This window comes from Streptomyces sp. NPDC005752, assembly GCF_040630715.1.
Classification (GTDB): domain Bacteria; phylum Actinomycetota; class Actinomycetes; order Streptomycetales; family Streptomycetaceae; genus Streptomyces.
Genome location: NZ_JBEXYB010000025.1, coordinates 36943 through 54800 on the forward strand (window position 1 = coordinate 36943; position 17858 = coordinate 54800).

Here is a 17858-nt window from a genome sequence, read left to right on the forward strand (position 1 = left end):
ACCGCACCGCTTCCGCCCTCAGCGTCCCGGGAACGGCTCCCCGCACGCGCTGCAGAACCTCGGCGCCCGGTCCGCCGACAGCCGTCCGCACTCCGGGCACACCAGGTCCAGCATGCAGGGCGCCTCGCCGCCCTCGAACGCGGGAGCGCGCACGGCCGCCGGCTTGACCGCGAGTCCCGGTCGCCGTCGGTGCGCCGTCAGATACGTCAGCCCCTCCGGCCCCGCATCCAGAGCGCGACGCGAGGTGCGCGGCAGCCAGACGACCGTCGTCGGGCCGAGGCGCAGGGTCTCGCCGGCTCCCGTACGCAGGCTGCCCGCGCCCGCGAGGACCACGAGGAGCACGTCCAGGGCGTCCTCCTGGTGCACACCCACCCCTTCACCCGGCGGCAGCCGGACCACGTTGGCGTCCAACTCCCGCCCCTGCTCGGCGAGACGCCAGAGCGCACCGCGCTCACCGGGGGCGGCGGAGGCGAGGACCTCGTCCAGCACCGCCAGCACCTGTGGGGTGGCGTTCACGCCATAGCCTCCTGTCGCATCGCCATATCGCTCACTGCCTCACGGACCCGGTCCGGATGAGGCTCCGCCCAGTTTTCCACGGCGCCCCGGAAGCCGCACGGACCGCACCCGGCTTCGTCCCCGTGCCGCGAAACCCTCAGGTCAGCACGGTACGGGCCGGACGGCGCCCCTCCGTAAGTGGAGGCATTCGCCTCCCCGACGAAAGCCCCCGGACAGCCCTGATGACCGCTGTACTCTCGCCCCATGATCCAGCCGACGCCCTCGACACCCACGGCCGCCGAATGCGTCGTGCTCACGCGGACGCTGCGCCGCCGGGGCACCGTCGTCCTGTCGGTGTTCGCGCTCGTCTGGGCCTTCGCCGGGGCATCAGGACTGGCTTCCCGGGGTGCGGCCCTGGCCGTCGAGATCCTCGCCGTACCGGTCACCGCCGCGGCGATCGTCCTCGCCCACCGCAAGGGTGCCGCTCCCTCGCCCCGCACGGTGAACCTGCCGGAAAACTGGGCGCGTTCGGTCGGCGTCGTCAACGTGGTCGAACTCGCGGCGATCTTCGCGGTGATCGCGGCGTCCAACGCCTCGGGCCACCCCGCGTTCATCCCTCCGGCCATCGCACTGGTCGTGGGCCTGCACTTCATTCCGCTCGCGCGCCTCTACGACCAGTGGCAGTACAAGGGAACGGCCGCGCTGCTGAGCGCCGCCGCGGTCCTCGGTCTCGCGCTCATCGCGGCCGGCCTCTCGGACGAGGGCGTGCGGGCCGTGGTCGGCCTGGCCTGCGCGGCCACCCTGTGGGCGTCCGCGTACCACGTGGCCGTCAAGGGCTGACGGGCACGGACACCGGTTCCTGGGCGTCCGGCGGCCGGCTCCACCCCGGTGTCACCGGCCTCAGGGGTCTCGGGGGCCCTGGGTAGGCTGAGCGCGACACACCATCGTGAACCGGACCCAGGAGCACACGTGAGCGAGCCGGCGAACATCGCCCTGCAGCAGGAGATCGCCCGGGAGCTGGAGGTCTCGGAGACCTTCGCCGCCACGCAGGAGATCGAGCGCCGCGTGGCCTTCCTCGCCGAGCGGCTGACGTCGACGGGCCTGCGCTCCCTGGTGCTCGGCATCAGCGGCGGCGTGGACTCCACCACCGCCGGCCGGCTGTGCCAGCTCGCCGTCGAGCGCGCACGGGAAGGGGGCCACGCGGCGCGGTTCTACGCGATGCGGCTCCCCTACGGTGTCCAGGCCGACGAGCACGACGCCCAGCTCGCGCTCTCCTTCATCCAGGCCGACCACGTGCTCACCGTGGACATCAAGCCCGCGAGCGACGCCACGCAGGGGTCCCTGCTCACCGGCGACGTGACCTTCCGCGACCCCCACCACCAGGACTTCGTGCTCGGCAACGTCAAGGCCCGCCAGCGCATGATCGCGCAGTACGCGGTGGCCGGGGCGCACAACGGCCTCGTCGTCGGCACGGACCACGCGGCCGAGGCGGTCTCAGGTTTCTTCACCAAGTTCGGTGACGGCGCCGCCGACCTCGTCCCGCTGACCGGTCTGACCAAGCGCCGGGTGCGCGCCGTAGCGGAGGCGCTGGGCGCACCCACCGAGCTGGTGTGGAAGGTGCCGACGGCCGACCTCGAGACGCTCGCCCCGGGCAAGGCGGACGAGCACGCGCTCGGGGTGACCTACGACGCCATCGACGACTTCCTGGAGGGCAAGCCGGTGGACGAGCGGACCTTCGACACGATCGTCGGCCGCTACCGCCTCACCGAACACAAGCGCCGGCTGCCGATCGCCCCCTGAACTCCTGAAGTCCGGCCTGTGTGAACCCGGCCACCCGTGGACCGCGCAAACCGTGAGGAGTGCCGCAGTGGACCGGAAGCCCGGCGAGAAGTACCCGCCCATCGAGCCGTACGACCAGGGAATGCTGGACGTCGGAGACGGCAACCTCGTGTACTGGGAGGTCTGCGGCAACCCGGACGGGAAGCCCGCTGTCGTCGTCCACGGCGGTCCGGGCTCGGGGTGCAACGACCGGGGCCGCCAGTACTTCGACCCGGACCTCTACCGCATCGTGCAGTTCGACCAGCGCAACTGCGGCCGCTCCACCCCGCACGCGAGCGACCCCGCCGCCCACCTGCGGCACAACACGACGGCGCACCTGATCGCCGACATGGAGCTGCTGCGCGCACACCTCCGCATCGGCACATGGCTACTGCACGGGGGTTCCTGGGGCTCCACGCTGATCCTCGCGTACGCCGAACAGCACCCGGAGCGGGTCTCGGAGATCGTGATCCAGGCCGTGACGACGACCCGGCGCAGCGAGATCGACTGGCTGTACCGGGGCGCCGGGCAGCTCTTCCCCGAGGCCTGGGACCTGTTCCGGGCGGGTGTCCCCGAGGCCGAGGGGCCCGGGGACGTCGTCGCCGCGTACGCCCGGCGGATGGAGAGCCCCGACGCCGACGTACGGGCGAGGGCGACCGCCGACTGGTGCGCCTGGGAGGACGTGGTGGTGTCCATGGAGGCGCACACCGGTCCGTCTCCGTACGGCGGGCGGCCCGGCCGTGACCGGCAGGCGCTCGTCCGGCTCTGCGCGCACTACTTCTCGCACGGTGCCTGGCTGGAGGAGGGGCAGCTGATCCGCGACGCCGGCCGCCTCGCGGGCATCCCCGGCGTCCTGGTGCACGGCCGCTTCGACCTGGACAGCCCGCTGGTCACCGCGTGGGAACTGGCCAAAGCCTGGCCGGACGCCGAACTGACGGTGATCGACGGCGCGGGCCACCTGGGCGGCCCGGCGACCAGGCGGGCGGTACTGGCCGCGATCGACCGCTTCGCGCGACGCGCCTGAGACCCCTCTTGCTTCGAGCACGCTCGAAGGAGTTGGCTGGGGACCATGAAGTACACGCAGCTCGGACGCACCGGACTCAAGGTCAGCCGCCTCGTCCTCGGGACGATGAACTTCGGCCCCCAGACCAACGAGAGCGACAGCCACGCACTCATGGACGCCGCCCTGGAGGCGGGCGTCAACTTCTTCGACACCGCGAACGTCTACGGCTGGGGCGAGAACAAGGGCCGCACCGAGGAGATCCTCGGCACCTGGTTCGCGCAGGGCGGCGACCGCCGTGACAAGGTCGTCCTCGCCACCAAGGTCTACGCCAACATGGCGGCGGACGGCGAGGCGTGGCCCAACCACGACAAGCTGTCCGCCCTCAATATCCGCCGCGCCGTCGACGCCAGCCTCAAGCGGCTGCAGACGGACCACATCGACCTGTACCAGTTCCACCACGTCGACCGGGACACCCCGATCGACGAGATCTGGCAGGCCATCGACGTACTGATCCAGCAGGGCAAGATCCTCTACGCGGGCTCGTCCAACTTCTCGGGCTACAAGATCGCCCAGGCGAACGAGCGGGCCGCCCGGCGGGGCAGCTACGGGCTGGTCAGCGAGCAGTGCATCTACAACCTGATGGAGCGCGGCGCCGAGATGGAGGTCATCCCGGCCGCCCAGGAGTACGGCCTCGGGGTCATCCCGTGGTCGCCGCTGCACGGGGGGCTGCTCGGCGGCGCGATCCGCAAGGAGCGCGACGGCGGCGGCGCCCGGTCCACCTCCGGCCGGTCCGGCGACGCGCTGGCCGACCCGAAGGTGCGGGCGCAGGTCCAGGCGTACGAGGACCTGCTGGAGAAGCACGGTCTGGAGCCCGGCGAGGCGGGCCTGGCCTGGCTGCTGACCCGGCCCGGTGTCACCGGACCGATCTCGGGCCCGCGCACCCGCGAGCAGCTCGACTCGGCGCTGCGCGCGGTGGAGCTGGAGCTGTCGGACGAGGTGCTGACCGCTCTGGACGAGATCTTCCCGGGCCCGGGACCGTCGCCGGAGAACTTCGCCTGGTAGGAACGCGGCGCGCGTGCGGCCTCCGCCCCGGGGTTCAGCCTCCGAGGGCGGAGGCCGCCGCCACGACGACGAACATCAGCACGAGCACGGCGGCCATGATGCGGTTTCTGGTCTTCGGGTCCACCCCACGAGCGTAACCGCCCCGCTCACCGGCCGAGCGGCCAGGCCCGCACGACCTCGTACCGCGGCTGCTCCCCCGGCACCCCGTCCACCGGCAGGTCGCTGCGTACGAGAGCCATTTCGGCGGCCTCCCACTCCGTGCCCTCGAAGCCCTCCAGCGCCGCCGTGTACGGCGTCAGGTCGGCCGGGACCCTGCTGCGGGCCAGGGTGAGGTGCGGGGTGTAGCGGCGATGCGCCTCCATCGGCACCCCGGACCTGCGCGCCGCGGCGTGGGCGCGCTCCGCCAGCAGCCTCAGGGTGACGAGGTCGCCGCCCGCCCCCGCCCACAGCGCCCGCCCGTCGAAACGGCCGCCGCCGCGGATCCGGAGCGGGAAGGGCTCGGTCCGGTGGGCGCCCCGCTCCAGACGGGAGTACAGCTCGGGGAGCAGCTCCTCGTCGACGTTCCCGAGGAAGGCCAGCGTGTAGTGCCAGCCCGCCCGGGCGGTCCAGCGGAGGTTCACCGCGCCGGGCAGCTCGAGCAGCGGGGCGACGGCCCCGGCCAGCTCCTCGGCGGCGGGCTCCGGCGGCAGGACGGCGGCGAAGAGTCTCTGGCTGCGGCGGCTGCTCATGCGGCGAGTGTCCCAGCGTCCCCGCGTGCCCGGAGGGCCGGGCCGTGCCTCGATGCCGGCGGAACGAGAACGCCGCCCCCCTCGGCGAGAAGGGGGCGGCGCACGCGGGGCGGCTCAGGCCGCCGTCGCCAGTTGCTCGCGCGGGACGAACCGCACGTGCGGGCGGCCCGGGCGCAGGTCGAGCTTGAGGCGCAGGCCCCCGACGCGGGTCAGGGCGAAGCCGACACCGAGCGCGGCGAGCATGGAGATCGCGCCTCCGGCCGCCATGCCGGTCCTGGCGCCGTAGACGTCGCTGATCCAGCCGACGATCGGAGCGCCCACCGGCGTCCCCCCGGCGAAGACCATCATGTAGAGGCTCATCACCCGGCCCCGCATCTCCGGGTCCGCGGCCATCTGGACGCTCGTGTTGGCGCTGATGTTGGTCGTCAGGCCGATCATGCCGATCGGGACGAGCAGCAGCGAGAAGAGCCAGACGGACGGCGACAGCGACGCGACGATCTCCAGGGCACCGAACAGGGTGCCCGCGGCCACCAGCATCCGCAGCCGCGAGGAGCGGCGGCGGGCCGCGAGGAGCGCTCCGGCGAGGGAGCCGGCCGCCATGAGGATGTTGAAGAACGAGTACATCCCGGCGCCGCCGTCGAAGATCTCGTCCGCGAAGGCCGTCAGGAAGATCGGGAAGTTGAAGCCGAACGTGCCGACGAAGCCGACCAGGACGATCGGCCAGATCAGCTCGGGCTTGCCGGACACGTAGCGCAGGCCCTCGCGCAGCTGTCCCTTGGCCCGCTTCACGGTCACGGACGCGTGGAGCTCGCTCGTACGCATCATGAGCAGGCAGACGAGCGGGGCGATGAACGACAGCCCGTTGAACATGAAGGCCCAGCCGCTGCCGACCGTCGTGATCAGGACACCCGCGACGGCGGGGCCGATGAGCCGGGCCGACTGGAAGTTCGCCGAGTTCAGACTGACCGCGTTGCGCAGTTGCGCGGGGCCGACCATCTCGGAGACGAACGACTGGCGCGCCGGGTTGTCGACGACGGTGACCATGCCGAGCAGGAAGGCGATCAGGTAGACATGCCAGACCTCGACGGCGCCGGAGAGGGTCAGGACGGCGAGAGCGACGCCGCACAGGCCGAGTGCCGCCTGGCTGATGAGCAGCAGACGCCGCTTCGGGAGCCGGTCGGCGATGACCCCGCCGTACAGGCCGAAGAGCAGCATCGGGAGGAACTGGAGGGCCGTGGTGATGCCGACGGCGGCGGCGGACCCGGTGAGGCTCAGGACGAGCCAGTCCTGCGTGATGCGGGACATCCAGGTACCGGTGTTGGAGATCACGGCGCCCGTGGCGAACAGGCGGTAGTTACGGATCTTCAGCGACGAGAAGGTCCCGCCGGTCTTGCTCTCGTGGGTGGAAGTCGGTGCGGGGGCGGAGTCTGCTCCGGATCCCGTACTCAAAAGGGTTCGCCTCCTCGGGCGTATACGACGTACGTGCTGACGAGGACGTGACGGCGGGGGGCGGAGCCGCGTTCTGCGGGCCCGCCCGCCCGGATCAGAGGTGGGCGAGCTTCTCCAGCACGGGCGCCGCGGCCCGTAGCTTCTCCCACTCGTCCTCGTCCAGACCCTCGGCGAGATCGGCCAGCCAGGCGTTCCGCTTGGAGCGGCTCTCGGCGAGCATGGCTTCCGCCTGCTCGGTCCGGCTGACCATCTTCTGCCGACGGTCATCGGGGTGCGGGTCCAGTCTGACCAGCCCCTTGGCTTCCAGCAGCGCGACGATGCGGGTCATCGACGGCGGCTGTACGTGCTCCTTGCGGGCCAGCTCACCGGGAGTGGCGGAGCCGCAACGGGCGAGGGTGCCGAGCACCGACATCTCGGTGGGGCTCAGCGACTCGTCGACGCGCTGGTGCTTCAGGCGCCGGCCCAGCAGCATCACGGCGGAGCGAAGGGAGCTCACGGCGGCCGCACTGTCGCCGTCGTGGATCAGGTCAGGCATGTTCCTTAGCGTAACTCATTAGCTGTGCTAAATACCAGCTGGTGGTACACGCGCGAGAAACTGATCACCCGAACGAGTGAGTATGAGGCGGAAAGAGCCGCGAGAGGGCCATGGGTGCCGCGACCCTGCTTGGCATGGGATCGACAGTGCTAAGCCTGCGCATGGACGGTGAGCTGCTCGAGCGGCTCCGCCGGCACGCCGCCAGACGCGGCATGACCGTCCAGGACTACGTGGTCCGAACGCTCGTCCGCGACGACTTCGACGAGCGCTTCCACGCGGCAGTCGACGAGACGGAGAAGTTCTACGGGGCGGACTCCCGCCGCGGTGACCCGGCCGACCGGGTCACCTGACGGGAGTCCGCCCCGCAGGGGTGGAGGCGTACGCGCCTACGTGAGGCCGAGCGCCGGCATCGCGTAGTAGAAGACGAAGACCGCGGACACCACGTACATGGCCGCCGGGACCTCCCTGCCGCGGCCGGCCGCCAGGCGCATCGCGCTGAAGGCGATGCAGCCGATGCCGATGCCGTTGGTGATCGAGTACGTGAGCGGCATCATCAGCATGGCCAGGAAGGCCGGGATGGCGAGCGTGAAGTCGCTCCAGTCGACGTCCCGCACATTGCCCGCGAGGATCAGGAACCCGACCGCGATCAGTGCCGGGGTGGCCGCCTGCGAGGGGACCATCGTCGCCAGCGGCGTCAGGAACAGCGCCACCGTGAAGAGCAGCCCGCTCACCACGCTGGCGAGTCCGGTTCGGGCACCCTCGCCGACGCCCGCCGTGGACTCCACGAAGCAGGTCGAGGCCGAGGAGGAGGTGATGCCCCCGGCGGCGACGGCGACACCGTCGACGAGCAGGACCTTGTTGATGCCCGGGAAGTTGCCGTTCCTGTCCATCAGCTTCGCCTCGTCGCCGACGCCGAGGATGGTGCCCATCGCGTCGAAGAAGCAGGACAGCAGCACGGTGAAGACGAAGAGGACGCCGGTCAGATAACCGACCTTGCTGAAGCCGCCGAGCAGGCTGACCTCACCGACCAGGCCGAAGTCCGGGGACGAGACGGGATTGCCCGGCCACTGAGGGACGGTCAGACCCCAGGCGCCGGCGGGCAGGTCCGCGACCGCGTCGATGACCAGTGCGACCACCGTCATGACGACGATCGAGAGCAGGATCGCTCCCGGTACCTTGCGGACGATCAGCGCGAGGGTCAGCAGCGTGCCGAGGACGAAGACCAGGACGGGCCAGCCGTTGAGGTGGCCGTCGCTGCCGAGCTGGAGCGGCACCGTGGTGTGCGCGGCGTCCGGGATGCGGGAGACGAAGCCCGAGTCGACCAGGCCGACCAGCAGCACGAAGAGGCCGATGCCCATCGCGATGCCCTTGCGGAGCGAGCGCGGCACGGCGTTCATCACGCGCTCGCGCAGCCCGGTCGCGACCAGCAGCATCACGACGATGCCCGCGAGGACGACCATGCCCATCGCGTCCGGCCAGCTCATCCGGGGGGCGAGCTGGAGGGCGACGACGGTGTTGACGCCGAGGCCGGCGGCGAGCGCGATCGGTACGTTGCCGATGACGCCCATCAGGAGCGTGGAGAACGCGGCCGTCAGCACGGTGGCCGTGACGAGCTGGCCCCCGTCGAGCTGGTTCCCGTACATGTCCTTCGCGCTGCCGAGGATGATCGGGTTGAGCACGATGATGTACGCCATCGCGAAGAACGTGGCGAAACCACCACGGACCTCTCGCGCGACCGTCGACCCCCGCTCGGAGATCTTGAAGTAACGGTCAAGGACGCCGTGGGGCTGCTGCGGCGCCGGAGGCTGATCGACCGGAGCGGTGGCCGAGGAGGACATGTAGGACCTTCAGTCGTGCATCGAGGGGATGAAAATCAGACAGATTTAGATGTTCACACGAATAAATCGAGTCACCCGTAAGCAGATTCAGTATGAATACATGAGCGAAAGATCGCTATCTCCGCGCGTAGACCCCTGGGCCGACTGGCCCGCGGCACCCCGGCCGAGGACAGCTCTAGACTGACGGCATGGAGAAGTGGAAACCGAAGCACGAGGCGCCCGAGCCCCTGGAGGGCCCCGTCGTCGCCACCATCACCGGCGGCACGATCCTCTGGTTCGTCCTCTTCCTCGTGCAGGTCCCCTTCTACGGCTGGTTCGACGACCGCGGTCACGCCTGGTGGATCTGGGTCTGCCTGGCCGGCGCCGGACTGGGCCTCATCGGTGTCTGGCTGGTCCGCGGCCGGGACGCGGCGATCAAGCGGGCCGCCGCGCAGGCCGCCGCCGAGGAGTCCACGCCCGGCACCGCGCGCCACTGACGCACTCCCGCTCCCGTACGGCCGCCTGCTCCGGAGGGTCGCCCCGTACGACCGGGGGACCGTTCCGCGCTCCTCCCCGGGTCGGATCTTCCGGCGCCCGGGGGGTGAACCGTCCCGTCCGCCCGTACGGTCGGAATCATGACGCAGCGGGCACTCGACTCCTCCGGTGAGCGACCGGACCCCGTACGGACCTCCCCCGCCCCCGTGCCACCGGGGGGCCTGACCACCGCGGAGGTCGCCGAACGGGTCGCACGGGGCGAGGTCAACGACGTACCGGTCCGCTCGTCCCGCTCCGTCACCGAGATCGTCCGCGCGAACGTCCTCACCCGGTTCAACCTGATCATCGGGGTGCTCTGGGTGATCATGCTGTTCGTCGCGCCGATCCAGGACAGCCTCTTCGGCTTCGTGATCATCGCCAACACGGGCATCGGCATCGTCCAGGAATGGCGCGCCAAGAAGACCCTGGACAGCCTCGCCGTCATCGGCGAGGCGAAACCGACCGTGCGGCGCGACGGGGCCGCCGCCGAGGTCTCCGTCTCCGAGATCGTCCTCGGTGATCTGGTCGAGCTCGGCCCCGGGGACAAGGCCGTCGTCGACGGCACCGTCGTCGAGGCCGACAGCCTGGAGATCGACGAGTCACTGCTGACCGGTGAGGCCGACCCCGTCGTCAAGCGGCCCGGCGACCCGGTGATGTCCGGCAGCTTCGTCGTCGCGGGCGGCGGGGCGTTCACCGCCACCAAGGTCGGCCGCGAGGCGTACGCCGCGCAGCTCGCCGAGGAGGCGTCCCGCTTCACCCTCGTCCAGTCCGAACTGCGCAGCGGGATCAGCACGATCCTCAAGTACGTGACGTGGATGATGGTGCCGACGGCGATCGGACTGATCATCAGCCAGCTGGTCGTCAAGGACGACAACTTCAAGGACTCCGTCGCCCGCACGGTCGGCGGCATCGTCCCGATGATCCCCGAGGGCCTGGTCCTGCTCACCTCGGTGGCCTTCGCGATCGGTGTCATCCGGCTCGGCCGCAAGCAGTGCCTGGTGCAGGAGCTTCCCGCCATCGAGGGCCTGGCACGGGTCGACATCGTCTGCCTGGACAAGACGGGGACCCTCACCGAGGGCGGCATGGACGTCACCGAGGTCCGCCCGCTGAACGGCTCCGACGAGGACTACGTACACCGGGTTCTGGGGGCCCTCGGCGCCTCCGACCGACGGCCCAACGCGAGCCTCCAGGCCATCATCGACGCCTACCCGGACGACGAGGGCTGGGACGTCACGCGGACCGTGCCCTTCTCCTCGGCCCGCAAGTACAGCGGCGCCGCCTTCGCCGAGGGGAGCGGCGACGCGTCCGCCTGGCTGCTCGGCGCCCCCGACGTGCTGCTGCCCCCGGACGACCCCGCCCTGGCCGAGACCGTGCACCTCAACGAGCAGGGGCTGCGGGTCCTGCTCCTCACCCGGGTGCAGGGCGAGCTGGACGCCCCGGACGCCGCCTCCGAGGCCGTACCCACCGCGCTCGTCGTCCTGGAGCAGCGGCTGCGCCCCGACGCCGGGGAGACCCTGGCCTACTTCGACGACCAGAACGTCGCGGCGAAGGTCGTCTCCGGCGACAACGCCGTCTCGGTCGGCGCGGTGGCCCGGAAGCTGGGGATGCCGGGCGCCGAGCACGCCCTGGACGCCCGCCGCCTCCCCGGGGACCGCGACGAGATGGCGACGGAGATCGAGCGCAACGCGGTCTTCGGCCGCGTCACCCCGCAGCAGAAGCGGGACATGGTCGGGGCCCTCCAGTCACGGGGGCACACGGTCGCGATGACCGGTGACGGCGTCAACGACGTGCTGGCGCTCAAGGACGCCGACATCGGGGTGTCGATGGGCTCGGGCTCCGAGGCGACCCGCGCGGTGGCCCAGATCGTGCTGCTGAACAACAGCTTCGCGACGCTGCCGTCGGTCGTGGCCGAGGGCCGCCGGGTCATCGGCAACATCACCAGGGTCGCGACCCTGTTCCTGACGAAGACCGTCTACTCGGTGCTGCTGGCGATCCTGGTGGTGTGCTTCCAGGTGGAGTACCCGTTCCTGCCGCGCCACCTGACGCTGCTGTCCACGCTGACGATCGGCGTCCCGGCGTTCTTCCTCGCACTCGCCCCCAACAAGGAGCGGGCCCGGCCGCACTTCGTACGCCGCGTCATGCGCTACGCGATCCCGTCAGGGACCATCGCGGCGGCGGCCACCTTCGCCACCTATCTGCTGGCCCGCCACCACTACGCCGGGACGGGGGCGCTGGACGCGGAGACGAGCGCGGCGACGCTCACGCTGTTCCTGGTCTCCATGTGGGTCCTGGCGATCATCGCCCGCCCGTACACATGGTGGCGGATCGCCCTGGTCGCGACGATGGGCCTGTGCTTCCTCATCGTGCTCGCCGTGCCGTGGCTCCAGCACTTCTTCGCGCTGAAGCTGGTGGGGACGACCATGCCGTGGGCCGCGGTGGGGATCGCGGCGGTCGCGGCGGCCGTCCTTGAACTGGCCTGGAGGCTGGTCGGCCGCCGCTTTCCCACATAGATCGTGAAGGGCTTGCCCTGGTGCTACTTCACGTCGACGAAGTCACCCGCGGCCGTGACGGTCGGGGTGGTGGACGTACCGGCGAAGCTGTAACGCCAGTAGCCGTCCACGGATGCCGTGGTGGTGGTCTTCAGCTCACCGGTGCTGTTCGACTTGATGGTCTTGACCGTGGTGTAGGTGCTGCTGGTCTTCTTGCGGAACTGCAGCTTGACGGACTGCCCGGTGTAGCCCTTGTAGGTGCCGGTCTCCCAGTTGGCGCGCGAGAGCTTGCCGGTGACCGTGATGGTCTTGCCCTTCTTGACGGGCTCCGGGGAGGCGTTGACGGTCACCTTCGAGAGGCGCTGGACACGGGCCTTGGAGAAGTAGTCGTCGTACGCGAACGAGTTGTCACCGGCGAGCGCACCGGCGGTGACGTGCCAGGTGCCGGCCAGCGCGTTCATGTACAGGTCCGCGCCGGGGACGATCGTGATCGTCAACTTGCAGGTGGCGGTGGTGGCGCTGGAGTTCGTGCAGGTCGCGAATTCCTCGTTCGGCGCCACCCAGCCGTCCACGTCCGTCTCGACGTCCGAGCCGTGCCACAGGTCGATGTAGGCGTCGGTGATGCCGGAGGGGTGCGAGGCGGTCAGCGAGACGGTGATCTTCTTCGAGGCCGTCGTGCCGAGGACGATGTCCTTGCCACCGTTGATGACGACCTTGGAGATCACGGGCTCCGACACGGCGGCGCGCGACCTCGCGAGCGGGGCCTTGGTCCCGAGGCCGAACACCTCGGCAGCGGTGGGCTTGTCCAGGCTCGGAACGGCCTGGTCGCCCGCCTGCGCCGCCGGAACGGCGAGAGCGGACAGAGCCAGGGCGCCGGAAACGGCGGCGACAGTGGCACGAATACGCATGTGTTCCCCAAGTGGAGAAGGGGGCCCGTGGCAAGTCCCGCGGCCGACGGTCCCCATGTGGTCTGTGAGTCTGCTGACTCCACAGACCAAGACAGGTCACACACGTGAAAGGTTGTGCCCACTCGGCGACTTTCCTGTGAAGATCACATCAACTGTGCGGCTCCTTGCTGAGCTACAACCGCACGCCTTCGCACCGACGCCGGCATCAGGCGCATGATCTCCTGGACGCAGAGGAGGACACCGATGATCGACCCGCTCACCGGAGTGGTCGTGGTCGCGGCCGTGGGAGCGGCGCTGGCGTTCGTCAGCGACCGGGCCCTCCGCAGACGGAAGCGCGCCTTCGTGGACCGCTACGGAACCTACGACGGATTCCGGACGCAGGTGGACGCGGACGAGGTCCGCACCGTACGCGGCGCGCGAGGAGACGTCGCGGCGGTCAAGTTCGTCCGTGACCGCCACCCCCTCGCCTCGCTCGCCCACGCGCACCGGTACGTCAAGGAGCTGTGAGCCCCGGCGCCGGGCCGCTCAGTCGAACCAGCGGTCCCGGGCCAGCTCCTCCGTACGCGACGGGTCCTCCAGCAGCGCGGCCACCTCGAAACGGCGCGGCCACTGACCGGCGGCCCAGGCGAGACCGGCCGCTACGCCCTCCAGGGTGGACGCGTGGACCACCCCGTCCGGGGTGCGGCGCCAGTCCAGTTCCACACCGCCCGCGCGCAGTTCACCGTGCTCGACGTAGGTGTCGGGGGTCCCGGCGCCGAGCAGGATGCGGACCGAGTCCGGCACCCGGTGCTCCTCGCCCTCCGTCGTCACCACGGCCTCGACACTCTCGCCGAGCCGCCGCACCTGGAGCAGGTCCGCCAGCTCCGCCGCCCGCGCCGGGGCCACCGGCAGCAGCGGGAGGCCGCCGGTCAGCGGCAGCAGGTCGGGGGCGTCGGCGATCACGACGTCCGCCGCGTCGGCGACCCGCACCTCGTCGTCCACGACGGCCCGCAACTCGTCGGGCAGCGTGACCTGGTCGGGGTCCAGCTCGGCCAGCGCCGTGTAGAGGGAGTGCAGCTGCACCGGCCCGACGGGACGCTCCTCGTCCGCGAGCCGCCCCAGCAGCTCGGCCGCCCCGCCCGGCTCGTCCAGGAGCGCGGCCACCGAGGTCCGTACGCCGAGTGCGCGCAGCACCTGCGCGTCGTCGAAGCCCGTCGCGTCGGCGGAGTCGTACAGGCCCTCCAGCCGCGGGTCTCCGCCGGCCGCCCGCAGACCGGCCGGGCGGCGGCCGTCGAGCACGGGGTGGTCGCGCAGCCACCACGCGGTGTAGGGCCGTACCGACTGGGTCGTACCGTCCGGGAGCAGCACCCGCACCGGCTGGGTCAGCGCGTCGCGCAGCGGTGGCCTGGCCAGCATCGCCAGCGCCTGCGGCCAGGCGTCGTCGTCGACGAGGTCCAGGTCGCGCACGGCGACGAGTTCGGTGGCGACCGGCGGTACCGGGGTGTCCGGGAGCTGGTCCAGGACGTCCTCGCACCACACGTCCACGGCGTCGAGCAGACCGGCGTCGTCGGGCTCGGCGAAGTCGCTGTCGCGGGGATCCAGTTCGTCCGGGTCCAGGACGACGTCGGTGGCCCGTACGAGGGCGAAGGTGGCCAGAACCCCGCAGGCGGTCAGGGGCTGTTCGCCCCAGCGCCCGGTCAGCTCCGCGTCGCACAGGGCGAGTTCACCCTCACGCATCACCTCGGCGAAGGGGCTGCCCGGAAGCACCAGTTCACCGGCGGGTGCCGGCTCCCCGTCCTCGTCGGGCAGGGCCAGCGCGCCCAGCCAGGGCTCGTCACCGGGTGCCAGGTCGGCGTCGCGTACGAGCGTGAGGACGGTGTCGGCGAGCTCGTCCCCGTCCAGGGCGTCCTCGTCCCAGATCTCACCCGCGTCCAGCGAACCCGCGACGGCGGCCCGGACCTGCGGCGTCGTCAGGACGGCCCGGGGGGTGGCGGGCAGGGCGCCGAGCTTCTCCAGCAGCGGGTGGGCGGCGTCCGGGTGGGCCACCTTCAGCCCGAGCCTGGCCAGCCTCGCGAGGACCGGTGCGGTCAGTGCGTCGGGCAGCGGCAGGAGTACCTGACGGGGCCCGATGGTGGTGCGCGGCGGCGCATCCGCGGCGCCCGCGAGGGGGACGGGAAGGCCGGAGAGCCGGTCGGGGTCGACACCGGCCAGGCTGTCGTACAGCCGCCGCCACCAGTCGGGGTCCCGTTCCAGACCGGCCAGCCGGTCGACAGCCTCGGTCAGGGGGACACGGGCGACACCGAGCGTGCGCAGCTCGGTGCGGCGCTCCAGCCCGGCGGGCAGCAGACAGGGCAGGACCTCGGCGAGCACCCGTACGGTCTCCGCGCCCACACCCTCGACGACCTCGGCCTCGACCGGCCGGAGCGCGGTGGTCTCCGGGCGCGGGGCCCCGGAACCGTCCCAGTCGTCCCACTGCGCCGTCGCCTCGGCAGGGTCGCGGGGCACGGCGGCTTCGAGGAAGGCGACCCGGGGCAGCCGCTCCAGGATCGCGGCCCGCAGAGCGCCGTCGAGCCGCCCCTTGCCGAGCACCCCCGGCACCAGCGCGATCGTGAGGGCGGACACGGGCTCCCACCCGGCGAGGAGCTCCGCGTACGCGTCGGCCGCACGCTGCACCAGGAAGTCGGTGAGCGGGCCCGGCGCCGGGTGCCGCCGGGTGGTGTCGAGGGGCAGCGAGGCGATCAGCAGCGCGGGGACGCCCAGCGGCTCGTCGGTGGGCGTCGGGGCGTGCACCACGGGGGCGGTGCGGGGGTGCTGAGGCGCCCCCTCCTCGTCGACGGGCACGGCCCACGTCACCGACCAGTGCGGACGCAGCCGCTCCTCGACGGGCCGGTCGGCGAGCAGCGCGGGTTCGACGGGTCCCTCGCCCGAGACGGTGCGCCAGCGGTGGAGACCGTGCACGGAGTCGTCGACGTGCGTGTACGGGCCGTGCTGCGAGCGGCGCAGCGTGCGTGCGTCGCCGGGGGTGCCCCCGGGGGTCTCGATCACCACCTCGTCGAGGCCGGACAGTGTGAGGAGCAGGGCGTCGTCGACACCGTCGAGGAGCCTGCCCACGAGGTCCTCGGCGACGCCGTCGCGCAGCGGCAGGACGACGACCGTGTCGTAACCGTCCGGCGCGGTCCCCTCGGCGGGCAGCGGGAGCCGGAGCAGCGGTACGTGCCCGTCGCGGCGGCGCAGCTCGTCACCGAGGCCGGGGCTGCCGACGGCGGCCTGCCGCGCGAGGTCACGTGCCTCCGCGAGGGACCAGCGGACGCCGCCGTGACGCCCGATCACGGCGGGCTCGTCGCTGACGGCCAGCACGGCGGCGAAGCCGACACCGAACCGGCCGACGGCCGACTCGTGCCCCTCGCGCTTGGCGGAGGCGCGCAGCGTGCTGAGCGACTCGACGCCGGTCGCGTCCAGGGGGGCTCCGGTGTTGGCCGCCGCCAAGACGGCGGGACCACCGTCGGACGCCGGGTGCAGGGTGAGGCGGAGCCGGCCGGGGACGCCCGCGCGGGCTGCGGCGTCGGCTGCGTTCTGGGCGAGTTCGACGACGAGCCGGTCGCGGTATCCGCCGAGTGCCAGGTCCTCCTCGGCGTTGGCGTCCTCCCGGAAGCGGGCGGGGCCGGCGCCCCAGGCGTCGAGCACGCCGCGCCGCAGTCGCGCCGTCCCGAACGGATCGGCCCCCTCGGTCGCATTCATGCCCACGCTCGTACTCCGCTCTTCCGGTGACCCGTGTGACGCCCAGTGTGCGCCCGAAGGTACCGCGACCGGGAAGCCGGTGATCGCCGCCCGCGTCCGGACCAGGTCAGCGCGGCACACAAAGCGGGCGTGGCCGGATCGGGCCCGTCCGGCGACCGGGGTGAATCCGGCGACCGGGCCTGCCCGGGCACGCGGGGCCGACCAGGCACCGCAGCGGCGGGGGCCGCCGGCGAAGGCCCGGGCCCACCGACGGGCCGCCCCACCGAACCGGAGTCCTCAGCGGGGAACCGCGCCCGTCCGGCACCCGCCGGCCGCCGCGAACGCCCGGGGTGCCGCGGCAGGGAGCGTCAGGAGTGACCCAGGTCCTCCGTCGAGCCGTCCGGCAGGACCGGGACCGAGCCGGAGTCCTCGGCCGGACGCAGCGGATAGTCGTCGACCTGGAGTGTGTCCAGCGCGTGCGGCGTCGGCTTCGGCGGCTTCGGCATGACCGCCGCCTCGGAGTGCCCCCCACAGCCGTACGACAGGGAGACGACCCGGCCGTCCGCGGGGGCGAACTCGTTCGCGCAGACCCCGAAGGCCTGCTTCAGCGAGCCCGCCATCGGCACCAGGAACGCACAGGTGACGCAGGACGCCGGCGCGGCCTGCGCCATGGGTGTCTTCGCGCCGAACTCCTCGTCCCACCGGTCGGCGGCCTGCCGCAGCCCGTACCTGGACAGCACCCGCGCCCGGCGCGTTCCCAGCTCGTCCGCGACCGCGGCGATCGAACCGCGGCTCGTCCCGGGCGGCGGCGTCAGCTCCGCGTCCTCCGCGTCGGCGAGGGCGGCGAGCTCCTGCGACACCTCGGAGACGGCGGAGTTCGGCAGAGGCTCGTCCTCGCCCGTCCAGCCGGGCTCCAGGCGCGGGTCCTCCGCCTCGGTGGGCAGCAGGTCGCCGGGGCCCATGTCGCCGGGCCGCAGCCGTTCGCTCCAGGGCAGCCACTCGGGGGCGAGGAGCGCGTCGGATCCGGGCAGCAGCACCGTTTCGTCAAGGGTGACGTTCTTGGCGCGGGAGGCCCTGGCGACCGTCACCGCCCAGCGCCAGCCCCGGTAGCCGGGCTCCTTGGCCTCGAAGTAGTGCGTGACGACCCGGTCCCCCTCGGAGACCAGCGCCACGTGCTCACCCACCACTCCGGGCGCGGCGGCCTCCTCGGCCGCAGCGCGTGCGAGGTCTACCGCCTCGGCGCACAGACGGTCAGGGGCGGGGGTACGGGCCGTACGGCTTCGCGTCGTCGCAGCACTCACAGGTCTCGCTTCTCTCCATACGC

General features: G+C 72.0%; 16 protein-coding genes. 8 read left to right on the forward strand and 8 right to left on the reverse strand.

Features of this window, described 5'->3' with window-relative positions:
* Window positions 1-18: 18 nt before the first annotated feature.
* Window positions 19-516: a hypothetical protein gene (locus ABZ441_RS21590; protein WP_358976531.1), complete on the reverse strand. Its 498-nt coding sequence runs from the start codon at window positions 514-516 to the stop codon at window positions 19-21.
* Between the two features lie 243 nt (window positions 517-759).
* Here ABZ441_RS21590 and ABZ441_RS21595 point away from each other — a divergent pair, with 243 nt between their 5' ends.
* The 4 genes from ABZ441_RS21595 (at window position 760) to ABZ441_RS21610 (ending at window position 4378) form a co-directional block, all read left to right on the forward strand.
* Window positions 760-1335: a hypothetical protein gene (locus ABZ441_RS21595; protein WP_358976534.1), complete on the forward strand. Its 576-nt coding sequence runs from the start codon at window positions 760-762 to the stop codon at window positions 1333-1335.
* Between the two features lie 129 nt (window positions 1336-1464).
* Window positions 1465-2295 carry an ammonia-dependent NAD(+) synthetase gene (gene nadE / locus ABZ441_RS21600; protein WP_358976537.1) on the forward strand — a complete coding sequence of 277 codons (831 nt, stop codon included), beginning with the start codon at window positions 1465-1467 and terminating at the stop codon, window positions 2293-2295.
* A gap of 67 nt (window positions 2296-2362) precedes the next feature.
* A complete protein-coding gene (pip, locus tag ABZ441_RS21605; RefSeq protein ID WP_358976540.1) occupies window positions 2363-3337 on the forward strand; it encodes a prolyl aminopeptidase in 975 nt (324 codons plus the stop codon).
* Between the two features lie 45 nt (window positions 3338-3382).
* Window positions 3383-4378 (forward strand): aldo/keto reductase, encoded by a 996-nt coding sequence (locus ABZ441_RS21610; protein ID WP_031093262.1) that lies wholly within the window; start codon window positions 3383-3385, stop codon window positions 4376-4378.
* A 146-nt stretch (window positions 4379-4524) separates the two neighbouring features.
* Here the strand turns inward: ABZ441_RS21610 and thpR are convergent, their stop codons facing one another.
* From thpR to ABZ441_RS21625, 3 genes are all read right to left on the reverse strand, one after another.
* Entirely contained in the window at window positions 4525-5106 is a 582-nt protein-coding gene (gene thpR, locus ABZ441_RS21615) for an RNA 2',3'-cyclic phosphodiesterase (protein ID WP_358976544.1), read from the reverse strand.
* Between the two features lie 114 nt (window positions 5107-5220).
* Window positions 5221-6555 carry an MFS transporter gene (locus ABZ441_RS21620; protein ID WP_358976547.1) on the reverse strand — a complete coding sequence of 445 codons (1335 nt, stop codon included), beginning with the start codon at window positions 6553-6555 and terminating at the stop codon, window positions 5221-5223.
* A gap of 94 nt (window positions 6556-6649) precedes the next feature.
* Entirely contained in the window at window positions 6650-7090 is a 441-nt protein-coding gene (locus ABZ441_RS21625) for a MarR family transcriptional regulator (protein WP_205018182.1), read from the reverse strand.
* Between the two features lie 134 nt (window positions 7091-7224).
* Here ABZ441_RS21625 and ABZ441_RS21630 point away from each other — a divergent pair, with 134 nt between their 5' ends.
* The gene (locus ABZ441_RS21630; RefSeq protein WP_358976552.1) at window positions 7225-7440 is read left to right on the forward strand and encodes a hypothetical protein; all 216 of its coding nucleotides are present in this window, start codon (window positions 7225-7227) and stop codon (window positions 7438-7440) included.
* Between the two features lie 36 nt (window positions 7441-7476).
* Here the strand turns inward: ABZ441_RS21630 and ABZ441_RS21635 are convergent, their stop codons facing one another.
* Window positions 7477-8928 (reverse strand): NCS2 family permease, encoded by a 1452-nt coding sequence (locus ABZ441_RS21635; protein ID WP_358976555.1) that lies wholly within the window; start codon window positions 8926-8928, stop codon window positions 7477-7479.
* 188 nt (window positions 8929-9116) lie between these two features.
* Here ABZ441_RS21635 and ABZ441_RS21640 point away from each other — a divergent pair, with 188 nt between their 5' ends.
* Window positions 9117-9404: a DUF2530 domain-containing protein gene (locus ABZ441_RS21640; protein ID WP_358976558.1), complete on the forward strand. Its 288-nt coding sequence runs from the start codon at window positions 9117-9119 to the stop codon at window positions 9402-9404.
* 138 nt (window positions 9405-9542) lie between these two features.
* A complete protein-coding gene (locus tag ABZ441_RS21645; protein WP_358976561.1) occupies window positions 9543-11951 on the forward strand; it encodes an HAD-IC family P-type ATPase in 2409 nt (802 codons plus the stop codon).
* Between the two features lie 23 nt (window positions 11952-11974).
* On the opposite strand, the gene ABZ441_RS21650 is transcribed toward ABZ441_RS21645, so the two are convergent.
* A complete protein-coding gene (locus tag ABZ441_RS21650; RefSeq protein ID WP_358976564.1) occupies window positions 11975-12838 on the reverse strand; it encodes a calcium-binding protein in 864 nt (287 codons plus the stop codon).
* 243 nt (window positions 12839-13081) lie between these two features.
* Here ABZ441_RS21650 and ABZ441_RS21655 point away from each other — a divergent pair, with 243 nt between their 5' ends.
* Window positions 13082-13345, forward strand: coding sequence for a hypothetical protein (locus ABZ441_RS21655; protein WP_358976567.1), 264 nt, complete (start codon window positions 13082-13084; stop codon window positions 13343-13345).
* An 18-nt stretch (window positions 13346-13363) separates the two neighbouring features.
* On the opposite strand, the gene ABZ441_RS21660 is transcribed toward ABZ441_RS21655, so the two are convergent.
* Window positions 13364-16555: a molecular chaperone Hsp90 gene (locus ABZ441_RS21660; RefSeq protein WP_358976570.1), complete on the reverse strand. Its 3192-nt coding sequence runs from the start codon at window positions 16553-16555 to the stop codon at window positions 13364-13366.
* Window positions 16556-16902: 347 nt separating this feature from the next.
* Window positions 16903-17835, reverse strand: coding sequence for a DUF3027 domain-containing protein (locus ABZ441_RS21665; protein WP_358976573.1), 933 nt, complete (start codon window positions 17833-17835; stop codon window positions 16903-16905).
* Window positions 17836-17858 lie beyond the last annotated feature (23 nt).